This is a genomic window from Amycolatopsis sp. NPDC051373 (assembly GCF_040689465.1).
GTDB lineage: Bacteria > Actinomycetota > Actinomycetes > Mycobacteriales > Pseudonocardiaceae > Amycolatopsis.
On sequence record NZ_JBFBAE010000030.1, the window covers coordinates 41,836 to 65,991 of the forward strand.

The window sequence follows — 24,156 nt, forward strand, 5'->3', positions numbered from 1 at the left end:
CGCGAGCAGCCGGCGCAGCGTCGCAGTCTCAGCTCGCCGCCCGGTGCACCCGGCCCCCGGCCGACGCGCCCGCACCCGTCGGCGGTACGCGCGCTGGCGGCAAGCGCCGGAGCAGAACCGCGGCCGTCGTCCGCCCTGGCGCCCGGCCGCTGCCGGCAACGGTGCACCACAAGTGAGGCAGAGCGTCGGCATGGCGGAAGCCTAGATGTAACGCAGCCAGTGGCCAATTGATGCGCCTGTTGCTGGGGTTTCGTAACGGCAGGCCGTGCTGCCGACTGGGCTCCACCTGTTCGACTCCCTAAGTTGAATTCACATATCTGCTAGTTATTCAGATACTTGAATGGAGTTGCAGTGCTGCCTCCTTCACGGTCCCGTTTCCGGCTGGGTCGGATCTCCCTCGTCTTCGCCACCGTCGCCGGCCTGCTCACCGCCACCGCGGGCGCGGCCGGAGCCGTCCCGGCTCAGCAGCCACCGAAGTCGGTGTGCGACCTGCCGATCGTCTCGCTCGCATGCCGGCCCGACACCGTCGTGCTCGACGGGGCGCGGCTGACGAAGAACCGCGTCGGGTTGCTGCTCGGCGACAGAACCCTGCGCACGTCGCTGACCGACCTCCTCAAGCAGGCCGACACGGCGCTCACCAAGGGCCCGTGGACGGTCGTCGACAAGCAGCGCGTGCCGCCGAGCGGCGACAAGCACGACTACCTGAGCCTCGCGCCGTACTGGTGGCCCAGCCAGCCCGCGACGGCCGACAACCCGCAGGGCTGCCCCTACGTCCAGCGCGACGGCGTGCTCAACCCCGAGACCACCGCCGTACCCGACAAGGCCGAGCGGCTCACCGCGTTCAGCTCGATCTACCAGCTCTCGCTCGCCTGGTTCTACACGCGCAAGCCCGAGTACGCGCAGCGCGCGGCCCTCGACCTGCGCACCTGGTTCCTCGACGCGGCCACGAAGATGAACCCGAACCTGAACTTCGCGCAGGGCATCCCCTGCAAGAACGACGGCCGCGGCATCGGCATCATCGAGTTCGCCTACACCTTCACCCAGGTCCTCGACGCGGCGCGGATCCTCGACGCGGGCGCGCCCGGCTGGTCGAAGACCGACGCCACGGCGATGAAGGGCTGGTCGGCCGACTTCCTCACCTGGCTGCGCACGAGCAAGAACGGCACGGACGAAGCCGCCGAGACCAACAACCACGGCTCGTTCTACGACATGCTCTCCGCCGGCATCGCGCTCTACACCGGCGACAAGGCGCTCACGAAGCAAATCGTGGTCGACGCCGAGAAAACCCGCCTCGACCACCAGATCGCGGCCGACGGCAGCCAGCCCGAGGAGTCGACGCGCACGCGCAGCTTCCACTACCACACGTTCAACCTCGTCGCGCTGACCCGCCTCGCGCAGATCGGCCGCCACGTCGGCGTGGACCTGTGGGCCTACCGGACGCCGGAGGGTGGCAGCCTGTTCAAGGCCGTCGACCACCTGCTGCCCGCCGCGACCGGTGGGGCGTCGCAGTGGCCGCTGCCCGACCTGAACTTCCTGCAGTACGCGGCGCTCGACAGCGTCCACGCCGCCGCCGACGCGGGTGACGCCCAGGCGAGGGCCGCGCTCCCGCACATCCCCGCCCCGCCGGGAGGTGATCTCTACCCGGTCCGCCCGGCCGCCGAGCAACTCGACGACATCTCGGTCACCGGCTGAGCCCGGCGCCGCGGCGGGGGTGCGTCCCCGCCGCGGCAGGATCGGTCTTGTTATCAGACTCAGCACGTGGGACTGTTGGTTGGAAATTCCTACCGATGGAGGACTCCTCGTGACCGAGCTGCCGCGCAAACTCGCCGCCCACCCGTCGGTGCGGGCCGTGCTGGAGCGCGGCACGCGGCCGAAGCCCGGGCCGATCGACGCCGCGTGGCTGCGCGAGCTGGCGCTGGCCGCGGGTGCCGACGACGTCGCGGCCGTGTCGCTGGAGCACCCCGACCTGACGGGGGAGCGGCCGCACGTCCTCGCCGCACTGCCTGGCACGCGCAGCCTCATCTCGCTCGTCGTGCGGATGAACCGCGACAACGTGCGCACGCCGGCACGCAGTGTCGCGAACCGGGAGTTCCACCGCAGCGGCGAGATCATCAACGAGGCGGCTCGCACGATCACCCGCGAGCTGCAGGACGCCGGCTACCGGGCGCTCAACCCGTCGGCGACCTTCCCGATGGAGATGGACCGCTTCCCCGGCCGGATCTGGGTGGTGGCGCACAAGACCGTCGCGGTCGCGGCCGGCCTCGGCGTGATGGGCCTGCACCGCAACGTGATCCACCCGAAGTTCGGCAACTTCGTGCTGCTGGCCACGCTGCTCGTCGACGCCGAGGTGACCGGCTACGGCGAGCCGCTGGACTACAACCCCTGCGTGGAGTGCAAGCTGTGCGTGGCCGCGTGCCCCGTCGGCGCCATCGCCAAGACGGGCGAGTTCGACTGGGCCGCCTGCTCCACGCACAACTACCGCGAGTTCATGGGCGGGTTCACCGACTGGGTGGAAACCGTGGCCGACAGCGCCGACGGCGCGGAGTTCCGCGAGCGCGTCACCGATTCCGAGAACGCGTCAATGTGGCAAAGCCTTTCCTTCAAGGCCAATTACAAGGCGGCCTACTGCATGGCGGTGTGCCCGGCGGGCGAGGACGTGCTCGGCCCATACCTCGAAGATCGTCGCGAGTTCATGCGCACGGTGCTGCGACCGTTGCAGGACAAAGAAGAAACGATCTACGTGACCCCGGCATCGGCTGCGAAGTCCCATGTGGAACGCCGGTTCCCGAACAAGACGGTGAAGGTCGTCCCCGGCCGCACGCCGTGAGTTCACCCGGACGGGCAGGCGGTTCTCACGCCCGCGAGCCCGAACGCGTGGAACGCTTTTCGGCGGAACCGGCCGGAAAGTGAAGGGGAGCGCTCGTGATCAAGACCAGCCGAGGCGGCGGCGGGGTGCGGAAGGTGACGTTCGTCCTCCCGCACGACACCCCGCCGGGGCCCGTCAGCGTGGTCGGCGACTTCAACGACTGGCAGCCCGGGTGCCACGAGCTGCGCAAGCGGTCCAACGGCACGCGCTCGGCCGCCGTCGAGGTGCGGCCCGGTGTGAAGCTGCGCTTCCGCTACCTCGCGACGGGCGGGCAGTGGCTCGACGACCCCGACGTGACCATCCGCGACGGGTACGACTGCGTGTTCGTCGCCGAATAGAGGAACGTGTGCTCCACAAAACCGTTGTTGTGGAGCGCGTGTTCCTTTACGCTCGGGTTCGTGCCCAGGCCGCGGATCCACGACCCCGAACGGCTGCTCGACGTCGCCGAGCGGCTCGTCGCCGACCGCGGGCCGGAAGAAGTCACCGCGCGCGGACTTGCGCTGGCCGCGGGCGTGCCCAACAGCGTGATCTACCACAGCTTCGGCTCGCTGCCCGCGCTCGTCGGCCGCGCGTGGCTGCGGGCCGCGACCCACTTCGTCGACGTGCAGGAGGGCCTGGTCGACGCCGCGCTGGCCGAGGCGGGCCCGGTCGCGGCCGTGGTCGCCGCGGCCGACGCGCCGGCCGTGGTGGCGGCGCAACGCCCCGACGCCGCGCGCCTGATGATCACCGTCTCACCCGACCGCGTGCTCGGCCCGCAGCTGCCCGACGAGGTCGTCGAGGCGCTGCACGCGCTGGACAAACGCCTGGTGTGCCTGCTCGTGCGCCTCGCGCGCGAGCTGTGGCAGCGCGGCGACGGCGTGGCCGTCGAGGTGATCACCACGTGTGTCGTCGACCTGCCGAGTGCGATCTACCGCCGTGAGCTGGCCGAAGGCCGCGTCGGCGAAGACAGCCGCCGCCGGCTCGCCGCCGCCGTCCGCGCGGTGCTCGCTCTGCCGCCGCCGAAGCGGCGTTCGTCCCGTACCGCAACCACCGGCTGAAAAGACTCTCGCATGCCCGCACTGACCAGCCACGATGCCGTCCACGTCCTGGACTTCGGCGCCGACGAGAACCGGTTTTCACCCGCGTGGCTGGAGGAGGTGAACACCCACCTCGACACCGTCACGGCCGGCTCCGCGCCCGCGGCGCTCGTGACCACGGGCAGCGGCAAGTTCTACTCCAACGGCCTCGACCTCGACTGGCTGACCAACCACGGTGACGAAGCCGGCAAATACGTCACCGACGTCCACGAGCTGCTCGCCCGCGTGCTCGCGCTGCCGGTGCCGACCGTCGCGGCGGTGAACGGGCACGCGTTCGGGGCCGGCGCGATGCTGGCGATGGCCCACGACTTCCGCGTGATGCGCACCGATCGCGGGTTCTTCTGCTTCCCCGAGGCCGACATCAACATCCCGTTCACGCCCGGCATGGCCGCGCTCATCCAGGCCAAGCTCACGCCGGCCACGGCGGTCGCGTCGATGACCACCGGGCGCCGCTTCGGCGGCCCGCAGGCCAGGGAGCTGGGCCTGGTCGACGCGACGGCCGACGAGGCCGCGCTGGTCAGCACGGCGACCGAGGTCGTCGCGCCGCTGGCAGGCAAGGACCGCGGCACGCTCGGGGCGATCAAGTCCACCATGTTCGCGCCCGCGTTGACCGCCCTGCGCACGCCGGCGGATCTGGTCCGGTAAGCTGAGCGCGCGGCGGTGGGGCTCGCCGCTCCGGGCCTTCCGGACAACCGCAGCGCTCGCTGCCAACAGTCCCTACTCGAACCGAGGGCGCTAGCATGCCCGCGTGGAGTAGGAGACGTTTGTGCCCGAATCAACTGGGTCTTCGCAGCGGACGCCGCTGTGGCGCCGCACGGCCGTGCGGGAGAACGCGCCGGTCCTCGCCGTGGTCGCCCTCGGCGGCGGCCTCGGCGCGCTCGCCCGGTACGGCCTCGCGGTCCTGCTCCCCACCGCACCCGGGCACTTCCCGCTGGCGACGTTCCTGATCAACTTCACCGGCTGCTTCCTCATCGGGGTGCTCATGGTCGCGGTCACCGAGGCGTGGACCGTGAACCGGCTGGTGCGGCCGTTTCTCGGGGTCGGGATCCTGGGCGGCTACACCACGTTCTCGACCTACGCCGTCGAGATCCACGGGCTGCTGCGGCCGGGCACGGTCGGGCTCGCGTTCGGCTACCTCGCGGGCACGCTCGTGGCGGCGCTGCTCGCGGTCGTGGCCGGCATGGCGCTCGCGCGAAGACTGTTCGTCCGTCCGGAAAGGACGGTCGAGGCGTGACGGCGCTGCTCGTGTTCCTGGGCGCGGTGGTCGGGGCACCGCTGCGGTACGTCACCGATCGCTTCGTGCAGGCGCGCCACCACAGCGCGTTTCCGTGGGGCACGTTCACGGTCAACCTGGTGGGATCCTTGGTGCTCGGCTCGCTCGCCGGCGCCGGGTCGGCGTTGCCCGGTACCGTCTCGATTCTAGTGGGCACGGGGTTCTGCGGGGCGCTGACGACGTACAGCACTTTCGGCTACGAGACCGTGCGCCTGCTGGAGCGGCGGGCGTACGGCGCGGCGGTGGCCAATGTGGTGCTGAGCGTGGCCGCCGGACTGGGGGCGGCCACGCTCGGGTACGCGGTGGTCCACGCGCTCGTCTGAGTTATGTGGCGAGGTTGGCGTACACCACGATGTTGTCCTCGTAGCTGTGCTCGGCGTGATCGAACACGCCGCCGCAGGTGATCAGGCGCAGCTCGGGTTTGGTGCTGTTGCCGTAGACCGCGTCCTGGGGAAACTGGTCCTTGGGGACCTGAGTGAGGTGGTCGACGGTGAACTTCAGCTTCTTGCCGTCGCTGCGGTCGACGTCCACCTCGTCGCCGGGGACGAGATCCTTGAGCTTGTAGAAGATGCCGGGCTTTTTGTCGCCGTCCACGTGGCCGAGGACGATCGCCGGACCGACCTCGCCGGGGACGGGGGAGAGGCGGTACCACGCGGCCTGCATCGGCGTTTTCACCGAGGGCACGGAGATCTTGCCCTCGAGGTTCACCGCGACGGAGACCAGGCTGGACTGCGCCCCGATCTTCGGGATGCTGACGGAGGTCGGGCGCAGGCCCTTGAACGGTTGGGTGACGGGGACACTGCTCGGGACCGGCGTCACCGCGGCAGCCGGCGCCGGAGTGGGAGCAGAACTGCAGCCGGCCAGCACCGCGGTGACGGCCAGCACGGTGGCTGCCGTCGCCACGAGTTCGATTCGCTTCATCGGCTCAGAACCAGAACCGCGCGGTTCCGCCGAAGCCGGTCTCGACGCCGCCCTGGGGCGCGTAGCGGACCTGGACCGCCGGGCGGGTGACGACGGGGCCGGATGTGATCTTCGTGGTGTCCGAAGTGGACGCCGAGGTCGTCGGGGAGGTGGTGCTGCTGGTCGGGGTGTCGCTGGTGGCCGGGGTTTCGCTGGTGTCCGAGGTGGGCGGTGCGACCTGCTCGAAGGTCACGTCGCCGTGGCCTTCCTGGCCGTCGCAGGTCCAGCTGAACGGCGCGGTGGTGCCGGTGAATCCGTCGACCACGCGCACGTCGTAGTTCCAGTAGCGGCCGTCGGCGCCGTCCTGGTCCGGGCCGGCGGTCACGGTGAGGCCGGCGGTCGCGACGTTCCCGGGCGCGCCGGACGCGCAGGCGATGACCAGCACGCCTTCACCGCCGAGGCCAACGAAGCCGTGGCCGGCGTTGTCGGTGTACGGGTCGGTGGGGGCGGTGGTTTCGGTGGTCTCGTCGGCGTTCTGGTCGTCTCCGGAGTCTTTGGCGTCTTCAGCGGTGCGGGGCTTGGCGGCGGCCGGGGCGCGGCGGCCTTCGGTGGTCTGCACCTCGGGGTCGGCCGGCGTTTCGATGTCGCCGGTCGTGCTCGGCGGAGTGGCGGACGTCGGGGTGCTCGAGTCGCTGGTGGGGCTCTCGGAGGTGCTGGAGTCCGATGTGGTCGGTGCCGGCGAGTCCGTCGACTCGGACGTCGTCGTGGTCTCGACCGCCGCGGTGGGTTCGTCCTGCGCGAAGGCGGCCGGCGCGGACGCGAGCGTGAGGGCGGCGCCGGCGAGCACGGCACCTGCGAGACGGCCCAACGGTTTCTTCACGGTGACTCCCTGCTGCGACAGTGCCCGACGTTGGGCAATGGCGGGATTCTGCCGCAGAAAAGCGTCGAAGGGAAATGATTCCCGGGTGGGGAAAACCACGCTCGAATTCTGTAACGTTCCGCGTTTCCGGGCCGATGGAATTGATCCGGTCTGGTCTAAGGAAACGACCTGATAACGAAGGCGGTGGGCGTGATAACGAAACCGATCGTAACACGCCCACCATTCCCGTGGGCTATCCGGGACTTCTTTTCGATCTTCAGGCGCGGCCGCGGACGAGGTCGATCAGCCGGCCGAGCACGTGCTCGCCCGCCGCGCGCAGGCCGTTGTGCTCGTACTCGTTCGTGACCCACGGGCGCATCGTCGGGATCAGCCCGGCGGTCTCCTCGGAGAACCGGCGTTCCACATACGCGTCCTCGGCGTAGATCGCGGCGGCGCACGGCACTTCGCAGCTTCGCAGCGCGTCGGCGTCGTAGAGGCGCGGCCACTCGCGCTCGGCGAGCAGCTCGGCGGCTTCGCGCAGCGGCGCGAGGCCGGGCAGGTCGGTGAACACCGAGGGGAAGACGTGCTCGCCGGTGAAGAGCGTGACGTCGTCGTCGTACTCCGCCGGGCGCGTGCGCTCGGCCGACCAGCGGGTGGCGTGGCCGTCGGCGTAACAGGCCTCGTGGATCACCGCGTAGAGCGGGTTGCGCGCCGAGAACGGCAGCGTCGCCGCGACGTCGTGCGCGAAGGCCGGGGAGTCGGGGTCGCGCTCCAGCAGGTAGTGCAGCGTCTCGGCGCCCTCGCTCGACCCGAGGACGTTGCCGAGCTGGCGGAACAACCGGGACGTGATCGGCGTGCCGTCGGGCAGCGCGAGCTCACCGGCGTGCAGGCGTGTGTGCAGCTTCCGCACGCGCTCGCGGTCTCCGGGGTAGCGCCGGTAGTAGCGGCGGTTGCGCTCCAGCAGCGTCGCGTACGTCGCCTGGTACACCTCGTCGGGGTGCCGTTCGACCGGAGGCAGGCCCCCGGTGAAGAACGCTTCCCGCAGGCCCTCCGGCGCTTGCGAGAGGTAGGCGAGCGAGGTGAACCCGCCGAACGACTGGCCCAGCACGCTCCACCGGTCCACGCCCAGCCGCCGCCGGATCAGCTCCGCGTCCCGCACGATCGAGTCGGCGCGGAAATGCGCGAGGTACTCCGCCTGCTCGGCGGGCGTGCGCCCGGGCAACATGCCGACGGGGGTGGAGTTGCCGGTGCCCCGCTGGTCCAGCAGCAGCACCCGGTAGTCCCGCAGCGCCCGCCCCAGCCACCCCGCGGCCCGACCCGCGGGCCGCGGCGCCTCGTGCCCGGGCCCACCCTGCAGGAACACGAGGAACGGCCGCTCCTCCCCGCCACCCGGCTCCGCGACCTCCCGCGCGAACACGGTGATCCGGTCGCCCTCGGGCCTGCCGTGATCCAACGGGACGTCGAACTCGTGCTCGGTGAGAACCAGACCGGGGACGCGCACGGAGGTAGGCATGGGTCGATCAAATCACGCCGGGGCCGGGTGGGTGGGGTGGTTTTCGGTGGGCTCTTCCGTCCGGGTCTCGGCGGGTGCGAGTGGGGCGCGAGTGGTCTGGTCGTGGGGTAGGTGGTGTGTGAGTGGGGGTTTCGTGCGGGGTAGGTGCCGCATGTGGTCTGCTCGCGTTGTTGCTGCGGTTCGAGTGGTCAGGTCGTGGGGACGGTGTGGTGTGAGTGGGCGGCTCGCGTGGGGTGGGTGCCGCGAGTGGTCCACTCGCTCTGCTGCGCGAGTGGTCAGGTCGCAGGGTCGGTGGTGTCTGAGTGGGCGGCTCGCGCGGGATAGGCGCCGCGAGTGGTCCGCTCGCGCTGTTGCTGCGGTGCGAGGGGTCCGGTCTTCGGGTCGGTGGTGTGTGAGTGGGCGGGCTCGCGTGGGGTAGGCGCCGCGAGTGGTCCGTTCGCGTCGGCAGTCGAGGTGTGCGGAGGTGCCACGGGGCGCCGCTCGGCGTGCGGGCAGGACGAAGGCGGTTCCTGCGTTGTGTTGTCTCGTCGGGTGCCGCGAGTGAACCGTTCGCACTGCTGCTGTGGCGCGAACGGTCCCGTCGTGGGGTCGGCGGTGTGCGAGTAGGCGTTCGCGCGGGCCAGACGCCGCGAGCGGTCCGGTCGAGCCGGGCCGGCGACGTGCGGGTCTGTGCGGCCGGCGCCGGCGAGAGAGTATCGGCGGGAGGTGTCGATCCAGGTGGTGCGGGGTGGTCAAACGGGAAGTGTCCCGTCTGAAGGGCCCCGGGTGCGGCTACGGTGATCTTGTCCGGACTGCGAGGGGAAACCACCTTTGGGCAAGCACCTGTTCTTCGTCGCCGCGCCGGCGGCGGGGCATGTCAACCCGGCATTGCCGCTCGTGGCGGAGCTGGTGGAGCGCGGGCCGGCGCTGCTGGGCGAGCTGCCGCCGAACGTCGAGGCGCTGCCGACGGTGGCGCAGCAGGCGGTGCTGGGCCACGCGGCCGCGTTCGTCTCCCACGCCGGCATGAACTCGATCATGGAGGCGCTGTCGCTGGCCGTGCCGCTGGTGACGCTGCCCCAGGTGCCCGAGCAGGCACTCAACGCTCGCCGCGTCCAGGAGCTGGGACTGGGCGAGGTGCTCGACTCCGAAGCCCTCACCCCGGAGCTGGTCCGCGAGACGGTCGACCGCGTCGCCGGCGACCCCGTCGTGCACGACCGGCCGGCCTGGATGGCCAAGGAGATCACTGCGGCCGGCGGCGCGAAAGCCGCGGCCGACGCGGTGCTGGACCTGCTGGGCTGACCGTCCACAAAGGACGCAAGGGACGTTACTGCTTGCCCATCGACCGGCGGATCTCGGCGAGCTTGTCCTTCGCGGCCTTGTCTCGGTCGGCGATCTTCTTGTCGAGCGACTCGATCGTCTCCGGCCCGCCGATGCCCGCGAGCTCCTGAGCGCCCACCGACGTGTTGTAGCGGTTCTCGATGCGGTCGCGGACGAAGTCGAACGACGGCACGCCGCCCTCGCTGTAGTCGGGCTCGGGCAGGTCCGCCGCCGGAACGCCGGGGGTCGCCGGGCTCTCGACGATCTCGGCGTCCAACGGCTCCTGGTCGCCGGGCTGGTTCGTGGTCATGTGGCACTCCTGTCGTCGCGGTCCCCACCCCCGACCCTAGCCGTTTCCGCAACCTGTCGCCTTTGCCCGGTACTGCCGCGGCAGGGGCGTTCAGGACTTTCGGCTGTCCCGGTCACCGACAGGCGTCTTGACACCGGTGAGCCCGGCTCGGAAATGTCGGTGCCGCACGGATTCCTCGGCCCGCACACGCCGCCACGTGTCGTGTCGTGTCGAAAGGACGGTCTCCCCGTTGCCAGCACAGTCCGAACACCCCGACCCCACACTCGCGAGAAGAAGCTTCCTGGCGCTGGGCTCCGGCGCCGCCCTCGCGGCGACGTCCGCGCTCACCCTGACGAGCCCCGCCGCGGCTGCACCCGCGACGGAAACCCCAAAAGCGATGGAAACCCCGAACCAAGCCCCTCCTCCGGCCACCCACGCCGCCGGCCAGCCCGACTTCGGCCCCAACGTCCACGTCTTCGACTCGAGCACCGCGAACATCCAGGCCACCCTCGACGCCATCTACGCCCAGCAGCGTGGCAGCCAGTTCGGCGAGGGCCGCTACGCCTTGCTGTTCAAACCCGGCGCCTACTCCGTCGACGTCAAGCTCGGCTACTACACCCAGGTCGCCGGCCTCGGCCTGCAGCCCAGCGGCGCCAGCATCACGGGCTCGCTCGGCGTGGAGGGCGACGCGCACGGCAACGGCACGCTCGTGAACTTCTGGCGCGGCGCCGAGAACCTCAACGCCGTCCCGAAGAGCGGCGTCGACACCTGGGCCGTCTCGCAGGCCACCTACTACCGTCGCATCTACCTGCTCGGGGACCTCAAGCTGTCCGACGGCGGCTACTCCAGCGGCGGGTTCATCGCCGACTGCCAGCTCACCGGCCAGGTCAACTCCGGCACCCAGCAGCAGTGGCTCACGCGCAACTCGGTCGTCGGCTCGTGGGTGGGCTCGAACTGGAACTTCGTGTTCGTCGGCTCGCCGGGCGCGCCGGCGACCTCGTTCCCGACGCCGCCGTACACCTCCATCGAGCGCACGCCGGTGATCTGCGAGAAGCCGTTCCTCTACGTGGACGGCGCCGGCGCCTACCAGGTGTTCGTGCCCGCCGTCCGCACCAACGCGGAGGCCACCAGCTGGGAGGCGCGCAAGCCGGAGGGCACCTCGCTGTCCATCGACGCGTTCCACATCGCCAAGCCGACGGAGTCCGCCGCCGACCTCAACGCCGCCCTCGCGCAGGGCAAGCACTTGCTGCTCACCCCGGGCATCTACCACGTCGACCAGCCGCTCACCGTCACGCGGGCCAACACCGTCGTGTTCGGTCTCGGCTACGCCACGCTGATCCCGGACAACGGCGTCACCGCGCTGGACGTCGCCGACGTGGACGGCGTGCGCGTCGCCGGCCTGCTCGTGGACGCGGGACCGGTCGCGTCCGACCCGCTGATCCGCTTCGGGCCCGACGGGTCGCGCCGCGGCCACGCGCGCAACCCGAGCTCGATGCACGACGTGTTCGTGCGCGTCGGCGGTGCCGGCGTGGGCAAGGCCAAGCGGTGCGTGGTCGTCAACAGCGACGACGTGCTCATCGACAACATGTGGCTGTGGCGGGCCGACCACGGCGCGGGCGTCGGCTGGGACGCCAACACCTCCGACGTCGGCCTGGTCGTGAACGGCTCGGGTGTGATCGCCTACGGCTTGTTCGTCGAGCACCACCAGAAGGCCCAGGTGCAGTGGAACGGCGAGGGTGGCCGCACCTACTTCTTCCAGAACGAAATGCCCTACGACCCACCGAACCAGGCCGCGTGGATGGACGGGACCCACCGCGGCTTCCCCGCCTACGCGGTGGGCGACAACGTCCGCACGCACGAAGCGTGGGGCCTGGGCAGCTACTGCATCTTCTCGCGTGACCGCACGATCGTCTCCGACCGCGCCATCGCCGCGCCGCACCGGCCGGGCGTGCGGTTCCACAGCATGATCACGTTCTCGCTCGGCGGCGGCCAGGGCACGATCGCCCACGTCGTCAACGACACCGGTGGCCCGTCGGACGCCGTCACCGGGCTGGCGATGCTGAAGTCGTACCCGTAACAGCGAACCCGGACGAAGAAACCCGCGCCGCGACTGTCCATTCACGACGGTCGCGGCGCGGGACCCCTCAGCCTTCGAACCCGCGCTCCTTCAGGATCGCGTCGATCCGGGCCTCGTGGTCGGCGTCCCACTCGTCGAGCGTTTGCGTCTCCTCCTTGGCCAGGCGTGCCTGTGCGGCCAGGAGGATCCGCTCCGCGTCGGCGGCCGGCGTGACCACGACGCCCTCCTCGTCGGCGGTCACGATGTCACCCGCGTGCACGGTGACCCCGCCGCAGCTCACGGGCTCACCCAGCGGCGCGACGGCCGCCTTCGTCCCGGGGATCGGGATCAGGCCGCGCGCGAACACGGGGAACCCCAGCTCGCGCACCTCGGCGAGGTCGCGGATCACGCCGTCGAGGACGAACGCCGCGATCCCGTTGCGCTGAGCCACGGCGCAGACGTTGCCACCCGCCAGCGCGTAGTCCAGGTCGCCGGACTCCACCACGACGATCGAGCCCGCGGGGGCGCGGTGGATGGCCGCGTGCAGCATCAGGTTGTCGCCCGCCGGGCACTGGACGGTGTAGGCCGGGCCGGCGACGCGCGGCACCGGGCCCCACAGCGGGCGGACACCGATGTCCATCACCTGGTCGCGGCTCAGCAGGTCGGCGAGGGTCGTGGTCGGGATGTCGCGGAATCCGTCGGGCATGGTCCTCCTGTCACGTCTTGGTGTCCCCTGGACGAGACCGCGATCGTCGCAGGAAAGTGCCCCGGAGTCGCGGACTCCGGGGCACGTGTGACGCAGTTCGCTCAGCGCATGATCGGCGGGCCGAGCGGGAGCGCGGACCCGCCCGTGGCCGTCGAGGCCGAGCTGAAGAACAGGTACACACCGACGGCGGCGAACACGAGCACCACGTACCCGCCGACCTGGAGGATGCCGGCCGAGCCCTGGAGCGTGCCGACCAGCACGAGCACGAGCGCGACCTCGATGAGGACGAACAGCACGGTGTAGGCCACCGGCAACCGCAGGGTCGCGAGCGTCAGCATGCCGACGATGACGAGCCAGGAGATGAGGAACAGCCCCTGGGTGTCGACGGCGGCTGTCGCGTCGATCCCGAACCAGTTGTGGGTCAGGCCGAGCACGAGCAGCGCGTAGCTCAGCCAGAACCCGGAGAAGATGGCGAACACACCCGCCACCGCGCTCTGGCCCACGGCGGCGGCCCAGCCGGCTGCGATGAGCAGGCCGATGCCGGTCGCGGCGATGATGACGGCGAGTGACGCGCCGACGGCGGTCGCGGGCACGTAGCCGATGAGGACGAGCCCCAGCGCGACGGATCCGACGACGAAACTGGGCAGGCCGACCATCATCGGGTCGGCGGCCGAGGGCGCTTCGGGTGCGGCCTCCGCAGTGTGCTGGGCAGGTACTCGGGGGACACTTTCGGCACTGGCATCGAGGGTGGTCATGAGCGGGCTCCCTGGTCGGGCATCCGGAATGTGCCTGGTCGTGTGCCTGGTCGTCGCGGTGGCACATGGCTCGGTATACGCCTGTCCCCGCACGGCGGGAGTCTCATTTAGAGACGCCGCCGACAAGGTGGAAACCGGGGCACACCGCCCACATCCGGCCCCTACGCTGCGGTGATCGCCCTCACAGGCCCCGGCCGACGGCGCCGCGTGGCGCTTCACGCGGAGCAACGACTGGGCCACGAAACGGCGTAGCTCCGGCTACGCCGAGTGGATCCGGCGAAATGTCACGCAGGGTGGCCGCCGGAGTGCTCCGTCAGGGCAGCCGGTTTCCGCCCCGCCCGACCCGAGAGGGTCGTAGTCCGGTCGGACAGGTCCGAACCGGGCGTCCGGGTCGATACCGTGCTGGCAGGTCACCGGAGCGGAGCCCGTCCACGGCCGGGCTGCTGGCCCGGTTCACGATCGCCGGGGTGGTCGTGCTCGCGGCGCCGGCCGGGCTCTTCGCCTACCTCGCGCGCGAAGCGGGCACGGCGCAGGCCACGCAGTGGGCGTGTGGGGCGGCACGGCCGTGTGGTCGCTCGTGGACCCGGGCAGCACAGCGAACGCGCCGGCCCCGTTGTGGATCCCGCCGCCTCCGCTCGTCACAGCGGTGTCGACCCCGCCGTCGGACGACAACCCGCGTACGCCCGGGACCAGGGCTCCGGAACCGGCGACGACCACGGCGGTGACCGCGGTGGCCGGGGTTCCGGCGACGACGGCGGCCACGGGCGAGGTCGCGGCGGGGGCCGTTGACCCTCAGCCCACGGGCTCGCGGACGCGGGCCTTGCGCCGCGCGGTGATGAGCACGACTCCGCCCACGGCGATCGCGCCGCCGGCCAGCTCGACGGGCGCGGGGACTTCGCCCAGCCAGACGTAGGCGACGGCCAGCGCCACCACCGGCACGAGGTAGAGCGCCGACGTCGCCGCGGTGACCGTGTTGCGCGCGACGCCGTAGCCCACAACACGAACCCGAGCGCGGACGGCAGCAAGCCCAGGTACAGCACGGCCGCGTGCGCCGAAGCGGGTGCGGTTTCCAGGCCGTGCCAGGCCGCCGGAGCCAGCGGCAGCGAGAAGAGCGTGCCGGTCCACATCGCATTACACGCGACTTCGAGGCCGGAATAGTGGCGCAGCAACAGTTTGCTGCAGAAGTGGTACGCGCCCTGCACGAGCGCGGCGGCGAGAACCACCCACGCGGCGGTGGAGTACTGCACATCGCCGCCGGACAGTGCGATGAGCGCCGAACCGCCGAGCGCGACGGCGCTGCCGAGGATGCCGCGCGCGCCCAGCCGTTCGCCGAGGAACGCGGCGGCCAGCACCGCGCTGAACACCGGCGCAGTGGCCACCAGCAGGGTCGCCGTGCCGGCGGGTACGTGCACCTCGCCCCAGTTGAGCAGCACCTGGTACGCCGCCATGCCCGTGAGCCCGCACAACGCGATGAGCGGCAGGTCCTTGAGCCGCGGCGGCCGCACGCCCAGGAACGACGCCGCGACGGCCAGCGCGACCGAGGCCACGACGAGCCGCGCCAGCGAGAGCCCGAACGGGCCGTAGCCGTCGAGCCCTACGCGGATCGCGGGGAAGGCGGATGCCCACAGGACGACGGTGCCGCCGATGGCCAGAACGGGTTTCGAGGTGCTCACCGGGCCAGTGTGGGCGTTAGAATGCGGTAGATCCAGTTAGTCTTTGCTTCGAGATCGGGAAGTTCGGCTTATGTTGGAAGTCCGCCGCCTGAGGCTGTTGCACGAGCTCGCGCACCACGGCACCGTCGCCGCGACGGCCGAGGCGCTCAACCTGACCGGTCCCGCCGTGTCGCAGCAGCTCGCGGCCCTGGAACGCGAGGCGGGGACCCCGCTGCTGGAACGACGCGGGCGCACGCTCGCGTTCACCGCCGCCGGTGAGCTGCTGGTGTCGCACGCCGACGTGATCCTGAGCGACCTCGCGGCCGCCGAGTCCGCACTGGCCGCGGTGCGGTCGGACGGCGCGGGCACCGTCCGGGTGGTCGCGTTCCCGTCCGCGGCCAGGACTCTCGTCGCTCCACTGTGGACGAAGTTGCCCGGTGTGTCGCTGCGGCTGGTGGAACAGGAGCCGGAGTCGGCGATCGGCACGCTGCTGCACCAGGAGGCCGACGTCGCCGTGGTGCACAGCTACAGCCTGCTGCCGCGCGAAACCCCGGCCCGGTGCGAAGAACACCACCTGGCCGACGACCCGGTGCTGCTCGCCGTGCCCCCGGCACTGGCCGAGGCGCGGGCGCTGGCGGACGGCCAGAAGGTGCGCCTGGCGAGGTTTTCGACGGAGCCGTGGCTGGTGCCGTCGAAGGAATACTCGTGCCACGAGCTGATCCAGCGCGCGTGCGGCGCGGCCGGGTTCGTGCCCGACGTGGTCGCCGAAGCCACCGATTTCGCCGTGCTGACGGCGCTGGTGGCGGCCGGTGCCGGGGTCGCGTTGATTCCGCGCATGGCGCTGCCGGCCTCGCACGCGCCGGTGAGCCTGCACCCGCTGGCGAACCCGTTGTCGCGCAAGGTGTACGCGGTCACGCGGCTGGGCACGGGACGGCGGCCGGACGTGCGGGCCGTGCTCACCGGCCTCGGCGCATAACGGCGTGGCGCGCGAGGGCACGGTGCACGAAAGAACGGTGCACGAAAGAACGGCGCACGAGGGCACGGCGCGCCCCTCGGCCGCGCCGTGCCCGCCGCGTCAGAGGACGATCTCCGCCAACCGCGCGACATCGTCGACGTCGTCGGTGGTCGGGTGGAAGATGAGCTCGTCGGCGCCGATGTCCTGGAACGACTTCACGGTTTCGCGCAGCACATCGGCGCTGCCGTTCACGCCCGCGGACACGAGGTCGGCGTACTCGGGGCCGGCCACGGAGTAGTAGTGGTGGGCGTTGCCGCGGCCCTTCTCGACGTCGCCGAGCGCGAAGTAGGCGATGGCGACCAGCCGCGGCTCACCGTCGCGGCCTTCCTCCCGCCAGGCTGCCCGCGCGGCGTCGAACACGGGCACCACCTGCTGCGCCGGCATCGCGCCCGCGACGTACCCCTCGCCCCACCGGGCCATCCGGCGCAGCGCGGCGGGCGCGAACCCGCCGAACAGCATCGGCACCTCGACCGAACCACCCGGCACGCCAGCGTTGTCCCCGCCGCCGACGGGCTTGCCCGACCACAGGTCGCGGTACGCCTCGAGCGCCGCGTCCATCCGCTTGCCGAGGCCCTTCGTACTCGTGCCCTCGACCACGAAGTCGTCGGGCCGCCCGCCCACGCCGACGCCGAACGTGAGCCGCCCGCCGGACACCGCCTGGATGCCCGCGAGCTCCTTGGCCAGCAACGTCGCCGGCCAGACCGGCGCCAGCATCACGGTGCTGAGCAGCCCGATCGTCTGCGTGGCACCCGCGGCCGCGGCCAGCGCGACGGTGTCGAGCACCGCCGGGTAGGCGATGCGCCCGACCGTGCCGAGCGTCGAGAACCCGGCTTCCTCCGCCTTCGCCGCCCACGCCGGGATCACCGTCGCGTCGACTTCGCGCACCTGGCTGGATAGGCCGATACCGATTTTCATGCAACTCCTCGTGGTCGTGGTGGAACCCCCGGTGACCATGATCGAAGTCCGCCCGAGGGCTCTGCCACTCCACGTCGTGGGTCCCCAGGCACCGGGTCCACAAAGGACTATTCGGAACAGGTGCCGTTGGACGTCGCCCCGGTGGTGAAGAACTCGACGCCCTTCGCGGCGCACGGCAGGTGCGCGAACGACGAGTGCACGTCGTTCGCCACGGTCAGCAGCGCGCCGCCGACCTCGGCCTGCATCTCGCGTGCCCACGGGAACGGGGTGTTGGTCTCGTACTGGTGCGCGACGAGCTGCAGCGGACTGGAGCCGCGTACAAGCTTCGTGGGTTGCGGCGCGAACGGCCAGCCGGCGCACCGCGCGTCGCCACCCGGTTCGTAGGCGGCCACCGGGAACCGGGCGGCGAGCTCGAGCCCGTGCTGCCACGCCTGGTCGATGTCGCGGGCCCCGGCAGCGTCGTTGCAGTTCACAGCGGCGAGGACGAACCCGATCTCCCCGTCGCGGTAGCCGACGTCGAACCCGTTGCCGGCCGGGGCGGCCGCGGGCGCTGCCGTGGTTGACGGCGGCTTCCCGTCGCGGGCGGCGGCGAGCGCTTCGGCCGCCGTGGCCCAGTCGGCGCGCGTGGCGAGCAGCTGCCGGTTGGCCCAGTGGTCGTCGCGGTCGGCCAAGGGCTGCGTCGCGAGCCGGCTCCGCAGCGCGAGCAAGGCCTGCGAGACGGCCGGGGCGGTGCTGCCGAACCCGTACGTCGCGTCGCGCTCGGCGAGCCAGCGCGTGAAGTCGTCGAAATGGGCTTCGGAAGCAGCGGTCTGGTCGTCGGACCGCGCGACGGCCTCGCCCGGCGCGAGCACGGAGTCCAGCAGCATCCGGTCGACGTGGCCGCCGAACAGGCTGCGGTAGGTGGTGCCGAGCGCCGTGCCCCACGAGTTGCCGAAGTAGCCGATCTTCTCCTCGCCCAGCGCCCGGCGAATCACATCCATGTCGCGGGCGACGTTGGCGGTGGTCATCGACCGGGCGAGGTCGGGGTCCTTCCCGGCGCAGGTGCGCACCCGGTCCGCGATGGTCTTCGCCTGGGCCTTGAAGCGCTGCTCGGCGGTGTCGGTGGCGGGCGGTCGCGGCACGTTCGCCGGATCCAGCTCAGGGCAGAGGATCTTGTCGCTGTAGTCCGAGCCGCGGATGTCGAACCCGATCAGGTCGTGCGTGCGGCCGATCCCGGCCAGCTCCGTCTCCGTGAGCTCGTCCGGGAAAGTCGTCCCCTGCTCGCCGGGCCCGCCCGGGTTGACGAGCACCACGCCTTGCCGGTGCGCCGGATCGCTCGCAGGCACCCGGCTGACGGCGATCGTGAGCTGCCGCCCGCCCGGTCGGCGGTAGTCCAGCGGCACGCGGACCGTCGCGCACTCGCTCGCTTCGCCTCCCGTCCAGCCTTCGGCGATTTTCGCGCATTGCTGCCACTGCAGGCCTTGCGCCGGCGGTGGCGCCACCGCCGTCGTGAACGGCACCGCCAGAACCGCCAGCACCACGGCCGCACCCTTGGCCACGTCGTCCCGCCTTCCCGTTGTCTGCACCGTCGATCTTCGTCGGGACCGACGGTGCCGGGCGGGTGTGCGCGGGCTGTCCGCGGCGCGTACTGGTTCGGTAACGGCTCAGCCGGTGCTCTCGTCGACGTCGAGGGTGTGGCCGAGGCGCTGCTGCTTGGTCCGCAGGTACCGCAGGTTGTGCGCCGTGGCGGCGGCAGGCAGGCCGACACGGTCGACGATCTCGAGGCCGTAGCCGTCGAGACCGCCGTACTTGGCGGGGTTGTCGGTGATCAGGCGCAGGCGCGTGATGCCGAGGTCGGCGAGGATCTGGGCGCCGACGCCGTAGGACCGGGAGTCGACGGGCAGGCCCTGGGCGGTGTTGGCGTCGACGGTGTCGAGGCCGGTCTCCTGCAGGGCGTAGGCGCGGATCTTGTGCGCCAGCCCGATGCCGCGGCCCTCGTGGCCGCGCAGGTAGACCACGGCGCCCGCACCTTCGGCGGCGATCGCGCGCAGGGCTTGTTCGAGTTGCGCGCCGCAGTCGCAGCGCAGGGAGCCGACGATGTCGCCCGTGAGGCATTCGCTGTGCACGCGCACGAGGGCGCCGAGCGGGGTGCGGCTCGCGGCGGCCGCGTCGCCGTGGACGATGGCGAGGTGCTCGGTGCCGTCGGTCGTCGAACGGTAGGCGACGGCGCGGAACTCACCGAAGACGGTGGGCATGGCGGAGGTGGCGACGTGCTCCACGAACCGTTCCGTGGCCCGCCGGTAACGCACGAGGTCGGCGATCGCGAGCACCGGCAGGTCGTGTTCGGCCGCGAACCGCGTGAGCCGTTCGCCGCGGCACATCGAGCCGTCCTCGGCGACGATCTCGCCGATCACGCCCACCGGTTCCTGCCCGGCCAGGCGAAGCAGGTCGACGGCCGCCTCCGTGTGCCCGGCGCGCACGAGCACCCCGCCTTCCCTGGCGCGCAACGGGAACACGTGCCCGGGCCGCCGCAGGTCGCCGGGCCGGGTGCCCGGCGCGGCGAGCGCGCGCAGCGTGGTGGCCCGGTCGGCCGCCGACACGCCCGTGCCGCTCCCGACGTGGTCGACGGTGACGGTGAACGCGGTGCCGTGGGCGTCGGTGTTGTCCTCGACCATCGGCGGCAGGCGCAGCGCGTCGGCGCGCTCGGCGGTCATCGGCGCGCAGACGATGCCGGTGGTGTGGCGCACGACGAACGCGAGCCGCTGTGCGTCGGCGACCGCGGCGGGAAGGACCAGATCACCCTCGTTCTCCCGATCGGCCGCGTCCGTCACGACGATCATCCGGCCCGTGGCGAGCGCCGCGACCGCGCGCTCCACCGCGAGCGTCGAGGGCCGGCCGGCCGGGGTGGGGGGCTGGGTCATCGTCGGCTCCTGGGAGGTCGGGGGTCGCTCCGGGCGTGAGGTTACGAGTGCCGCGGCGCGCGGGATATCCGTTGCCCGCGGGGGAATGTCCGTCAGCCGCGCCCGCGGGGCCGGTTCGGGCCGCCCGCGCGGTAGAGGTTGCTCGGCAGCCCGTGTCCCACGGCGCGTTCCACCACGGCGGCGGCCTCGAGCACCTTGCCGAGGTCGACGCCGGTGTCCACACCGGACTCTTCCAGCAGGTACACCACCTCCTCGGTGGCGATGTTCCCGCTCGCTCCCGGTGCGAACGGGCAGCCGCCGAGCCCGCCTACCGACGCGTCGATCTTCGTGACACCTGCCTGCAGCGCGGCGAGCACGCACGCGAGCCCGGAGCCGCGGGTGTTGTGGAAGTGCACGCCGAGCTCCACGTCCGGGCACGCGTCGCGCACCCGGCCCAGCAGCTCGGTGACCCGCCCGGGCACGGTGGTGCCGATGGTGTCGCCGAAACACAGCTCGTCCGCGCCGAGGTCGACGGCCCGCCGCGCGAGGTCCACGGTGCGGCTCACCGCCGTGCGCCCGTCGAAGGGACAGTCCCACGCCACGGCGAGGATCGCCTCCAACCGTCCGCCGGTGTCGTGCGCGAGCTTCGCGATGTCCGGCACCGCGGCGACGGCCTCGTCCGTGGTCCGGCGCGCGTTGGCGAGGCTGTGCCCGTCGGACGCGGAGATCACGTACTCGACGTCGGCCATCCCGGCGGCCACGGCCCGGCGCGCGCCGCCGCGGCCGGCCACCAGCGCCGAGAACGCGAGGTCCGGCCAGCGGCCGAGCTCGGCCGCGAGCTGCTCGGCGTCGGCGAGCGCGGGCACGGCGGAGGGGGAGACGAACGACGTCACCTCCACGCGCCGCACGCCCGTGGCGGCGACGGCGTCGAGGATTTCCAGCTTGGCGGCGAGCGGGATCGGTGCTTCGAGCTGAAGACCGTCGCGCAGCCCGACTTCACGCAGGTTCACGGAGCTCATGCTTGCCTCTCAGACGATTCCGGCTTCGGTGAGCTCGGCCAGCTCGGCGCCGGTGAGGCCGAGCAGTCCGGTGTAGACCTCCGCGTTGTGCGTGCCCGGCTGAGCGGGCCCGGCCCAGCGCACTGCGCCCGGCGTACCGCTCAGCACCGGCATCACCCCAGGCCCCAGTACGTCCTTGCCGATCGCTTCGTCGAAGTGCGGCAGCAGCATGTCGCGTGCCTGGAATTGCGGATTGGCGACGACGTCGGCGACGGTGGCGACCGGACCGACGACGACGCCGGCGGCTTCGAGGATCGAGGTGAGCGTGGCGGAATCGTGGCGTGCGGCCCATTCGCCGACGAGCGCGTCGATCTGGTCCTGATTGCGCCCGCGCGCCACGTGGGTGGCGAACCGCTGGTCGGTCACGAGGTCCTCGCGCTCCATCGCCGTGCACAGCCGCGCGAACACCGTGTCCTGGTTGGCGGCGATGACGATCCAGCGTTCGTCGGCGCAGCGGTAGAGGTTGGACGGCGCGAGCCCGTCGAGCCGCGTGCCCGACGGTTCGCGCACCAGCCCGGCGGCGTCGTAGTCGGGGATCACGGACTCGAGCATCGCCAGGCACGCCTCGGCCAGCGCGACGTCCACGACCTGGCCGCGCCCGCTCGCCCCGCGTGCGTGCAGGGCCGCGAGCACCCCTTGCGCGGCGAACATCCCGCCGAGCGAATCACCGAGCGACAGCGCCGCGCGCGGCGGCGGGCCGCCCGGGAACCCGTTGAGATAGCGCATTCCGCCGATCGCCTCGGCGACCGACGCGTAGCCGGGCCGCTGGGCGTGCGGGCCGGTCTGCCCGTAGCCGGAGACGCGGGCGAGGATCAGGCCGGGGTTGCGTGCGGCGAGTACGTCGAAGCCGAGGCCCCAGCGCTCGAGCGTGCCGGGCCGGAAGCTCTCGACCACGACGTCGGCGGTGTCGACCAGGCGCAGGAACAGCTCGCGTCCCTCAGGCCTGCGCAGATCGAGCGTGACGCAGCGTTTGTTGCGGGCGTGGACGGTCCAAAAGAAGTGGTGCCCGTCGAGCTCGGCCTGGCCCCACACGCGCAGCGGGTCGGGCCGGTCGGGGGCTTCGAGCTTGATCACGTCCGCGCCGTGGTCGGCGAGCAGCCGGCCGCAGAACGGCCCGGCGATGAGCGTGCCGAGCTCGAGAACGCGGATCCCGGCGAGCGCGCCGGCGGGGAGGTCGGTGGCAGACACGACGCACACCGTAGGAACGCGGGCGCGCGGCGAGATATCCGATCGCGGTGGCGGGTTATCCGTCCTGTGCGCCGCCGGGGAAAGCCGGTCCGCGCGCCGCGGCTATTCGCCCGCGGTTGGCGGATGGTGCCGGGACGGAACTGCTCTTACCGTTGCGGCGCATGGACAACCGGACACGCACCGAGCCGCCGCAGGTCGAGCCCACGCACATGCGGGAGGTCCTCGGGCACTTCGCCTCCGGCGTCGTGGTCGTCACGGCCCTCGCGCCGGGCGGCCCCGCCGGGTTCACTTGCCAGTCGTTCAGCTCGCTGTCCCTCGACCCGCCGCTGGTGTCATTCGCGCCCGCCCGCTCGTCCACGAGCTGGCCGAAGATCCGTGCGGCCGGCCGCTTCTGCGTCAACGTCCTCGCCGACGGCCACGCCGAGCTGAGCAGCGCGTTCGCCCGCTCGGGCACCGACAAGTACGCCGGCGTCGAGTGGCGCCCGGCCCCGTCCGGCGCGCCCATCCTCGACGGCGTCGCGGCGTGGATCGACTGCACTCTGGAACACGAACACGCGGGCGGGGACCACACGATCGTCGCCGCCCGCGTGCGGGCGCTGGGCGCGGATCCCTCGCGCGCGCCGCTGCTGTTCCACCGCGGCGCGTACGGGATCCGCTCGGAGAACTGAGCCGCGGCTCAGGCCGACACGGCCCGCAGCGTCTCGCGCGGCAGCTCACCGAAGCGTTCCCGGTACTGCTGCGCGAAGCGGCTCTGGTGGAAGAAACCCCAGCGCAGCGCGATGTCCGTGACGCGGGTGAGCCCCGGGTCGCTGCGCAGCAGCTCGGCCCGCACGTGGTCGAGGCGGATGCGGCGCAGGTGGTTCATCGGTGACTCGCCCAGCACCTGCTGGAACGTGGCGTGCAGCGTGCGCACGCTCATGCAGCCGACCTTCGCCAGCTCCTGCGGAGTGAGGGGCTCGTCGGCGTGGGCTTCCATGTACTCGATCACCGGGCCGAGCCGGCTCTGGCGCACCGGGTCGTCGGGTGCGGTGAGGTCGTCGGTGAACTGGTGGCGGCCCGCGTGCAGCACCTGCGTCATCACGAACGCTTCGAGCTGCTCCCGCGCGATCGGCATGTCCGCGAGGCCGCCGGGACGGTCGAGCTCGCGGGCGAGGAACTCCACGGACGAGAGCAGCGTGCTGCCGGCGGGCGTGGTGAAGTCGATGCCGAAGTCGAAGTCCAGCACCTCGTCCACGGGGCGGTTGAGGTGCTCGCCGAGGTGGCCCTCCAGCGTCCGGCGGCCGATCTTGAGGATGAGCTGCGCGGCGTCCGGCGACCAGCGCACGGTGTTGACCTGGTCCGGCAGCAGCACGACGCCGCTGGTGCGCGCGCGCGTGGTGGCGCGGCGGCCGTCGGTGCGGTCGGCGTCGGTGCGTCCGGCGATGGTGAGGTTGACGTGGTAGCAGTCCTCGGTCGGCGGCATCACGAGCTTCGCGCACGACTGGTAGCTGAGGTAGCCGACGGTGAACATGCGGTCGGCGGTGGAGTTCAGCGTCATGTCGAGCTCGTTGCCGGGCACCGTCAGGTCGTGGTCCAGGTAGATCCTGGTGACCGCGTCGCGGGCCTCTTCGAGCGAGCGGGTGCCGAGCACCCGGTAGCGCGACAGGGGCGCCTCGGCCGGGACGGCCTCGGGACGGGCAGCCATCCGACACCTCCTTGTGTCGTCCATCTGCTCAGTGTCGGTTCTGTCCGGTGGCCTCGGCGGCGAGACCGGTGGTCCGGGTCCGCTCGACACTAGGTGGTCGCCGCGGCCCCTTACTAGCCCGAAAGCGCGTGGCGCTATCCGCTGAGTGCAGCACTGCCCGGCTGCGTGTGCTTCTC

General features: G+C 71.8%; 23 protein-coding genes and 1 pseudogene. 11 read left to right on the forward strand and 13 right to left on the reverse strand.

The features are described from left to right. Nucleotides 1-351: 351 nt before the first annotated feature. The 7 genes from AB0383_RS40275 (at nt 352) to crcB (AB0383_RS40305) (ending at nt 5,538) form a co-directional block, all read left to right on the forward strand. Complete coding sequence (locus AB0383_RS40275) at nt 352-1,692, forward strand: alginate lyase family protein (protein ID WP_364177336.1); 1,341 nt, start codon at nt 352-354, stop codon at nt 1,690-1,692. Between the two features lie 109 nt (nt 1,693-1,801). Beyond that, nucleotides 1,802-2,827 (forward strand): 4Fe-4S binding protein, encoded by a 1,026-nt coding sequence (locus AB0383_RS40280; protein ID WP_364177333.1) that lies wholly within the window; start codon nt 1,802-1,804, stop codon nt 2,825-2,827. A gap of 95 nt (nt 2,828-2,922) precedes the next feature. Then, nucleotides 2,923-3,204: an isoamylase early set domain-containing protein gene (locus AB0383_RS40285; protein ID WP_364177330.1), complete on the forward strand. Its 282-nt coding sequence runs from the start codon at nt 2,923-2,925 to the stop codon at nt 3,202-3,204. A gap of 60 nt (nt 3,205-3,264) precedes the next feature. Beyond that, nucleotides 3,265-3,903 carry a helix-turn-helix domain-containing protein gene (locus tag AB0383_RS40290; protein ID WP_364177327.1) on the forward strand — a complete coding sequence of 213 codons (639 nt, stop codon included), beginning with the start codon at nt 3,265-3,267 and terminating at the stop codon, nt 3,901-3,903. A gap of 12 nt (nt 3,904-3,915) precedes the next feature. After that, nucleotides 3,916-4,587, forward strand: coding sequence for an enoyl-CoA hydratase/isomerase family protein (locus AB0383_RS40295; RefSeq protein ID WP_364177324.1), 672 nt, complete (start codon nt 3,916-3,918; stop codon nt 4,585-4,587). Between the two features lie 121 nt (nt 4,588-4,708). Further along, nucleotides 4,709-5,176 carry a fluoride efflux transporter CrcB gene (gene crcB / locus AB0383_RS40300; protein WP_364177321.1) on the forward strand — a complete coding sequence of 156 codons (468 nt, stop codon included), beginning with the start codon at nt 4,709-4,711 and terminating at the stop codon, nt 5,174-5,176. After that, the gene (crcB, locus tag AB0383_RS40305; RefSeq protein ID WP_364177318.1) at nt 5,173-5,538 is read left to right on the forward strand and encodes a fluoride efflux transporter CrcB; all 366 of its coding nucleotides are present in this window, start codon (nt 5,173-5,175) and stop codon (nt 5,536-5,538) included. The genes crcB (AB0383_RS40300) and crcB (AB0383_RS40305) overlap by 4 nt, the downstream gene beginning before the upstream one ends. Before the next feature lies 1 nt (nt 5,539). Here the strand turns inward: crcB (AB0383_RS40305) and AB0383_RS40310 are convergent, their stop codons facing one another. From AB0383_RS40310 to AB0383_RS40320, 3 genes are all read right to left on the reverse strand, one after another. Continuing rightward, nucleotides 5,540-6,136, reverse strand: coding sequence for a class F sortase (locus AB0383_RS40310; protein ID WP_364177316.1), 597 nt, complete (start codon nt 6,134-6,136; stop codon nt 5,540-5,542). 4 nt (nt 6,137-6,140) lie between these two features. Continuing rightward, the gene (locus AB0383_RS40315; protein WP_364177314.1) at nt 6,141-6,995 is read right to left on the reverse strand and encodes a hypothetical protein; all 855 of its coding nucleotides are present in this window, start codon (nt 6,993-6,995) and stop codon (nt 6,141-6,143) included. A 256-nt stretch (nt 6,996-7,251) separates the two neighbouring features. Next, nucleotides 7,252-8,487 carry an alpha/beta fold hydrolase gene (locus tag AB0383_RS40320; RefSeq protein ID WP_364177312.1) on the reverse strand — a complete coding sequence of 412 codons (1,236 nt, stop codon included), beginning with the start codon at nt 8,485-8,487 and terminating at the stop codon, nt 7,252-7,254. Nucleotides 8,488-9,297: 810 nt separating this feature from the next. Between AB0383_RS40320 and AB0383_RS40325 the strand changes: the two genes are divergently transcribed. Continuing rightward, complete coding sequence (locus AB0383_RS40325) at nt 9,298-9,765, forward strand: nucleotide disphospho-sugar-binding domain-containing protein (protein WP_364177310.1); 468 nt, start codon at nt 9,298-9,300, stop codon at nt 9,763-9,765. 25 nt (nt 9,766-9,790) lie between these two features. Here AB0383_RS40325 and AB0383_RS40330 read toward each other — a convergent pair whose 3' ends face one another. Then, nucleotides 9,791-10,093: a hypothetical protein gene (locus AB0383_RS40330; RefSeq protein WP_354868000.1), complete on the reverse strand. Its 303-nt coding sequence runs from the start codon at nt 10,091-10,093 to the stop codon at nt 9,791-9,793. Nucleotides 10,094-10,322: 229 nt separating this feature from the next. On the opposite strand from AB0383_RS40330, the gene AB0383_RS40335 reads away from it, so the two are divergent. Beyond that, nucleotides 10,323-12,149: a coagulation factor 5/8 type domain-containing protein gene (locus tag AB0383_RS40335; protein ID WP_364177306.1), complete on the forward strand. Its 1,827-nt coding sequence runs from the start codon at nt 10,323-10,325 to the stop codon at nt 12,147-12,149. Between the two features lie 67 nt (nt 12,150-12,216). Here AB0383_RS40335 and AB0383_RS40340 read toward each other — a convergent pair whose 3' ends face one another. The 3 genes and pseudogenes from AB0383_RS40340 to AB0383_RS40350 form a co-directional block, all read right to left on the reverse strand. Next, nucleotides 12,217-12,834, reverse strand: a complete 618-nt coding sequence (locus tag AB0383_RS40340) for an RraA family protein (protein WP_364177303.1) — start codon at nt 12,832-12,834, stop codon at nt 12,217-12,219. 101 nt (nt 12,835-12,935) lie between these two features. Continuing rightward, nucleotides 12,936-13,589: a GPR1/FUN34/YaaH family transporter gene (locus AB0383_RS40345; protein ID WP_366190079.1), complete on the reverse strand. Its 654-nt coding sequence runs from the start codon at nt 13,587-13,589 to the stop codon at nt 12,936-12,938. 792 nt (nt 13,590-14,381) lie between these two features. Next, nucleotides 14,382-15,262, reverse strand: a pseudogene (locus tag AB0383_RS40350) (DMT family transporter). A 70-nt stretch (nt 15,263-15,332) separates the two neighbouring features. Here AB0383_RS40350 and AB0383_RS40355 point away from each other — a divergent pair. Beyond that, the gene (locus tag AB0383_RS40355) at nt 15,333-16,217 is read left to right on the forward strand and encodes a LysR family transcriptional regulator (protein WP_364177298.1); all 885 of its coding nucleotides are present in this window, start codon (nt 15,333-15,335) and stop codon (nt 16,215-16,217) included. A gap of 99 nt (nt 16,218-16,316) precedes the next feature. Here the strand turns inward: AB0383_RS40355 and AB0383_RS40360 are convergent, their stop codons facing one another. The 5 genes from AB0383_RS40360 to AB0383_RS40380 all read right to left on the reverse strand — a co-directional run bounded on the left by AB0383_RS40360 (nt 16,317) and on the right by AB0383_RS40380 (nt 22,296). Then, the gene (locus tag AB0383_RS40360) at nt 16,317-17,171 is read right to left on the reverse strand and encodes an LLM class flavin-dependent oxidoreductase (protein WP_364177295.1); all 855 of its coding nucleotides are present in this window, start codon (nt 17,169-17,171) and stop codon (nt 16,317-16,319) included. Nucleotides 17,172-17,278: 107 nt separating this feature from the next. Continuing rightward, nucleotides 17,279-18,709, reverse strand: coding sequence for an alpha/beta fold hydrolase (locus tag AB0383_RS40365; protein ID WP_364177293.1), 1,431 nt, complete (start codon nt 18,707-18,709; stop codon nt 17,279-17,281). A 105-nt stretch (nt 18,710-18,814) separates the two neighbouring features. Continuing rightward, nucleotides 18,815-20,071 (reverse strand): bifunctional 3,4-dihydroxy-2-butanone-4-phosphate synthase/GTP cyclohydrolase II, encoded by a 1,257-nt coding sequence (locus tag AB0383_RS40370; protein ID WP_366190080.1) that lies wholly within the window; start codon nt 20,069-20,071, stop codon nt 18,815-18,817. Between the two features lie 92 nt (nt 20,072-20,163). Then, nucleotides 20,164-21,069 (reverse strand): hydroxymethylglutaryl-CoA lyase, encoded by a 906-nt coding sequence (locus AB0383_RS40375; RefSeq protein ID WP_364177288.1) that lies wholly within the window; start codon nt 21,067-21,069, stop codon nt 20,164-20,166. Between the two features lie 9 nt (nt 21,070-21,078). Beyond that, nucleotides 21,079-22,296: a CaiB/BaiF CoA-transferase family protein gene (locus AB0383_RS40380; RefSeq protein WP_364177286.1), complete on the reverse strand. Its 1,218-nt coding sequence runs from the start codon at nt 22,294-22,296 to the stop codon at nt 21,079-21,081. A 161-nt stretch (nt 22,297-22,457) separates the two neighbouring features. On the opposite strand from AB0383_RS40380, the gene AB0383_RS40385 reads away from it, so the two are divergent. Beyond that, nucleotides 22,458-22,964: a flavin reductase family protein gene (locus AB0383_RS40385; RefSeq protein ID WP_364177283.1), complete on the forward strand. Its 507-nt coding sequence runs from the start codon at nt 22,458-22,460 to the stop codon at nt 22,962-22,964. Nucleotides 22,965-22,972: 8 nt separating this feature from the next. Here AB0383_RS40385 and AB0383_RS40390 read toward each other — a convergent pair whose 3' ends face one another. Next, nucleotides 22,973-23,980 (reverse strand): AraC family transcriptional regulator, encoded by a 1,008-nt coding sequence (locus AB0383_RS40390; protein WP_364177281.1) that lies wholly within the window; start codon nt 23,978-23,980, stop codon nt 22,973-22,975. Nucleotides 23,981-24,156: the final 176 nt, after the last annotated feature.

Excerpts from the sequence above, each read along its gene's own strand:
- AB0383_RS40295 (WP_364177324.1), top strand. The coding sequence starts at position 3,916 with ATGCCCGCACTGACCAGCCACGATGCCGTCCACGTCCTGGACTTCGGC.
- AB0383_RS40310 (WP_364177316.1), bottom strand. The coding sequence starts at position 6,136 with ATGAAGCGAATCGAACTCGTGGCGACGGCAGCCACCGTGCTGGCCGTC.
- AB0383_RS40320 (WP_364177312.1), bottom strand. The coding sequence starts at position 8,487 with ATGCCTACCTCCGTGCGCGTCCCCGGTCTGGTTCTCACCGAGCACGAG.
- AB0383_RS40330 (WP_354868000.1), bottom strand. The coding sequence starts at position 10,093 with ATGACCACGAACCAGCCCGGCGACCAGGAGCCGTTGGACGCCGAGATC.
- AB0383_RS40340 (WP_364177303.1), bottom strand. The coding sequence starts at position 12,834 with ATGCCCGACGGATTCCGCGACATCCCGACCACGACCCTCGCCGACCTG.
- AB0383_RS40345 (WP_366190079.1), bottom strand. The coding sequence starts at position 13,589 with ATGACCACCCTCGATGCCAGTGCCGAAAGTGTCCCCCGAGTACCTGCC.
- AB0383_RS40355 (WP_364177298.1), top strand. The coding sequence starts at position 15,333 with ATGTTGGAAGTCCGCCGCCTGAGGCTGTTGCACGAGCTCGCGCACCAC.
- AB0383_RS40360 (WP_364177295.1), bottom strand. The coding sequence starts at position 17,171 with ATGAAAATCGGTATCGGCCTATCCAGCCAGGTGCGCGAAGTCGACGCG.
- AB0383_RS40370 (WP_366190080.1), bottom strand. The coding sequence starts at position 20,071 with ATGACCCAGCCCCCCACCCCGGCCGGCCGGCCCTCGACGCTCGCGGTG.
- AB0383_RS40375 (WP_364177288.1), bottom strand. The coding sequence starts at position 21,069 with ATGAGCTCCGTGAACCTGCGTGAAGTCGGGCTGCGCGACGGTCTTCAG.
- AB0383_RS40385 (WP_364177283.1), top strand. The coding sequence starts at position 22,458 with ATGGACAACCGGACACGCACCGAGCCGCCGCAGGTCGAGCCCACGCAC.
- AB0383_RS40390 (WP_364177281.1), bottom strand. The coding sequence starts at position 23,980 with ATGGCTGCCCGTCCCGAGGCCGTCCCGGCCGAGGCGCCCCTGTCGCGC.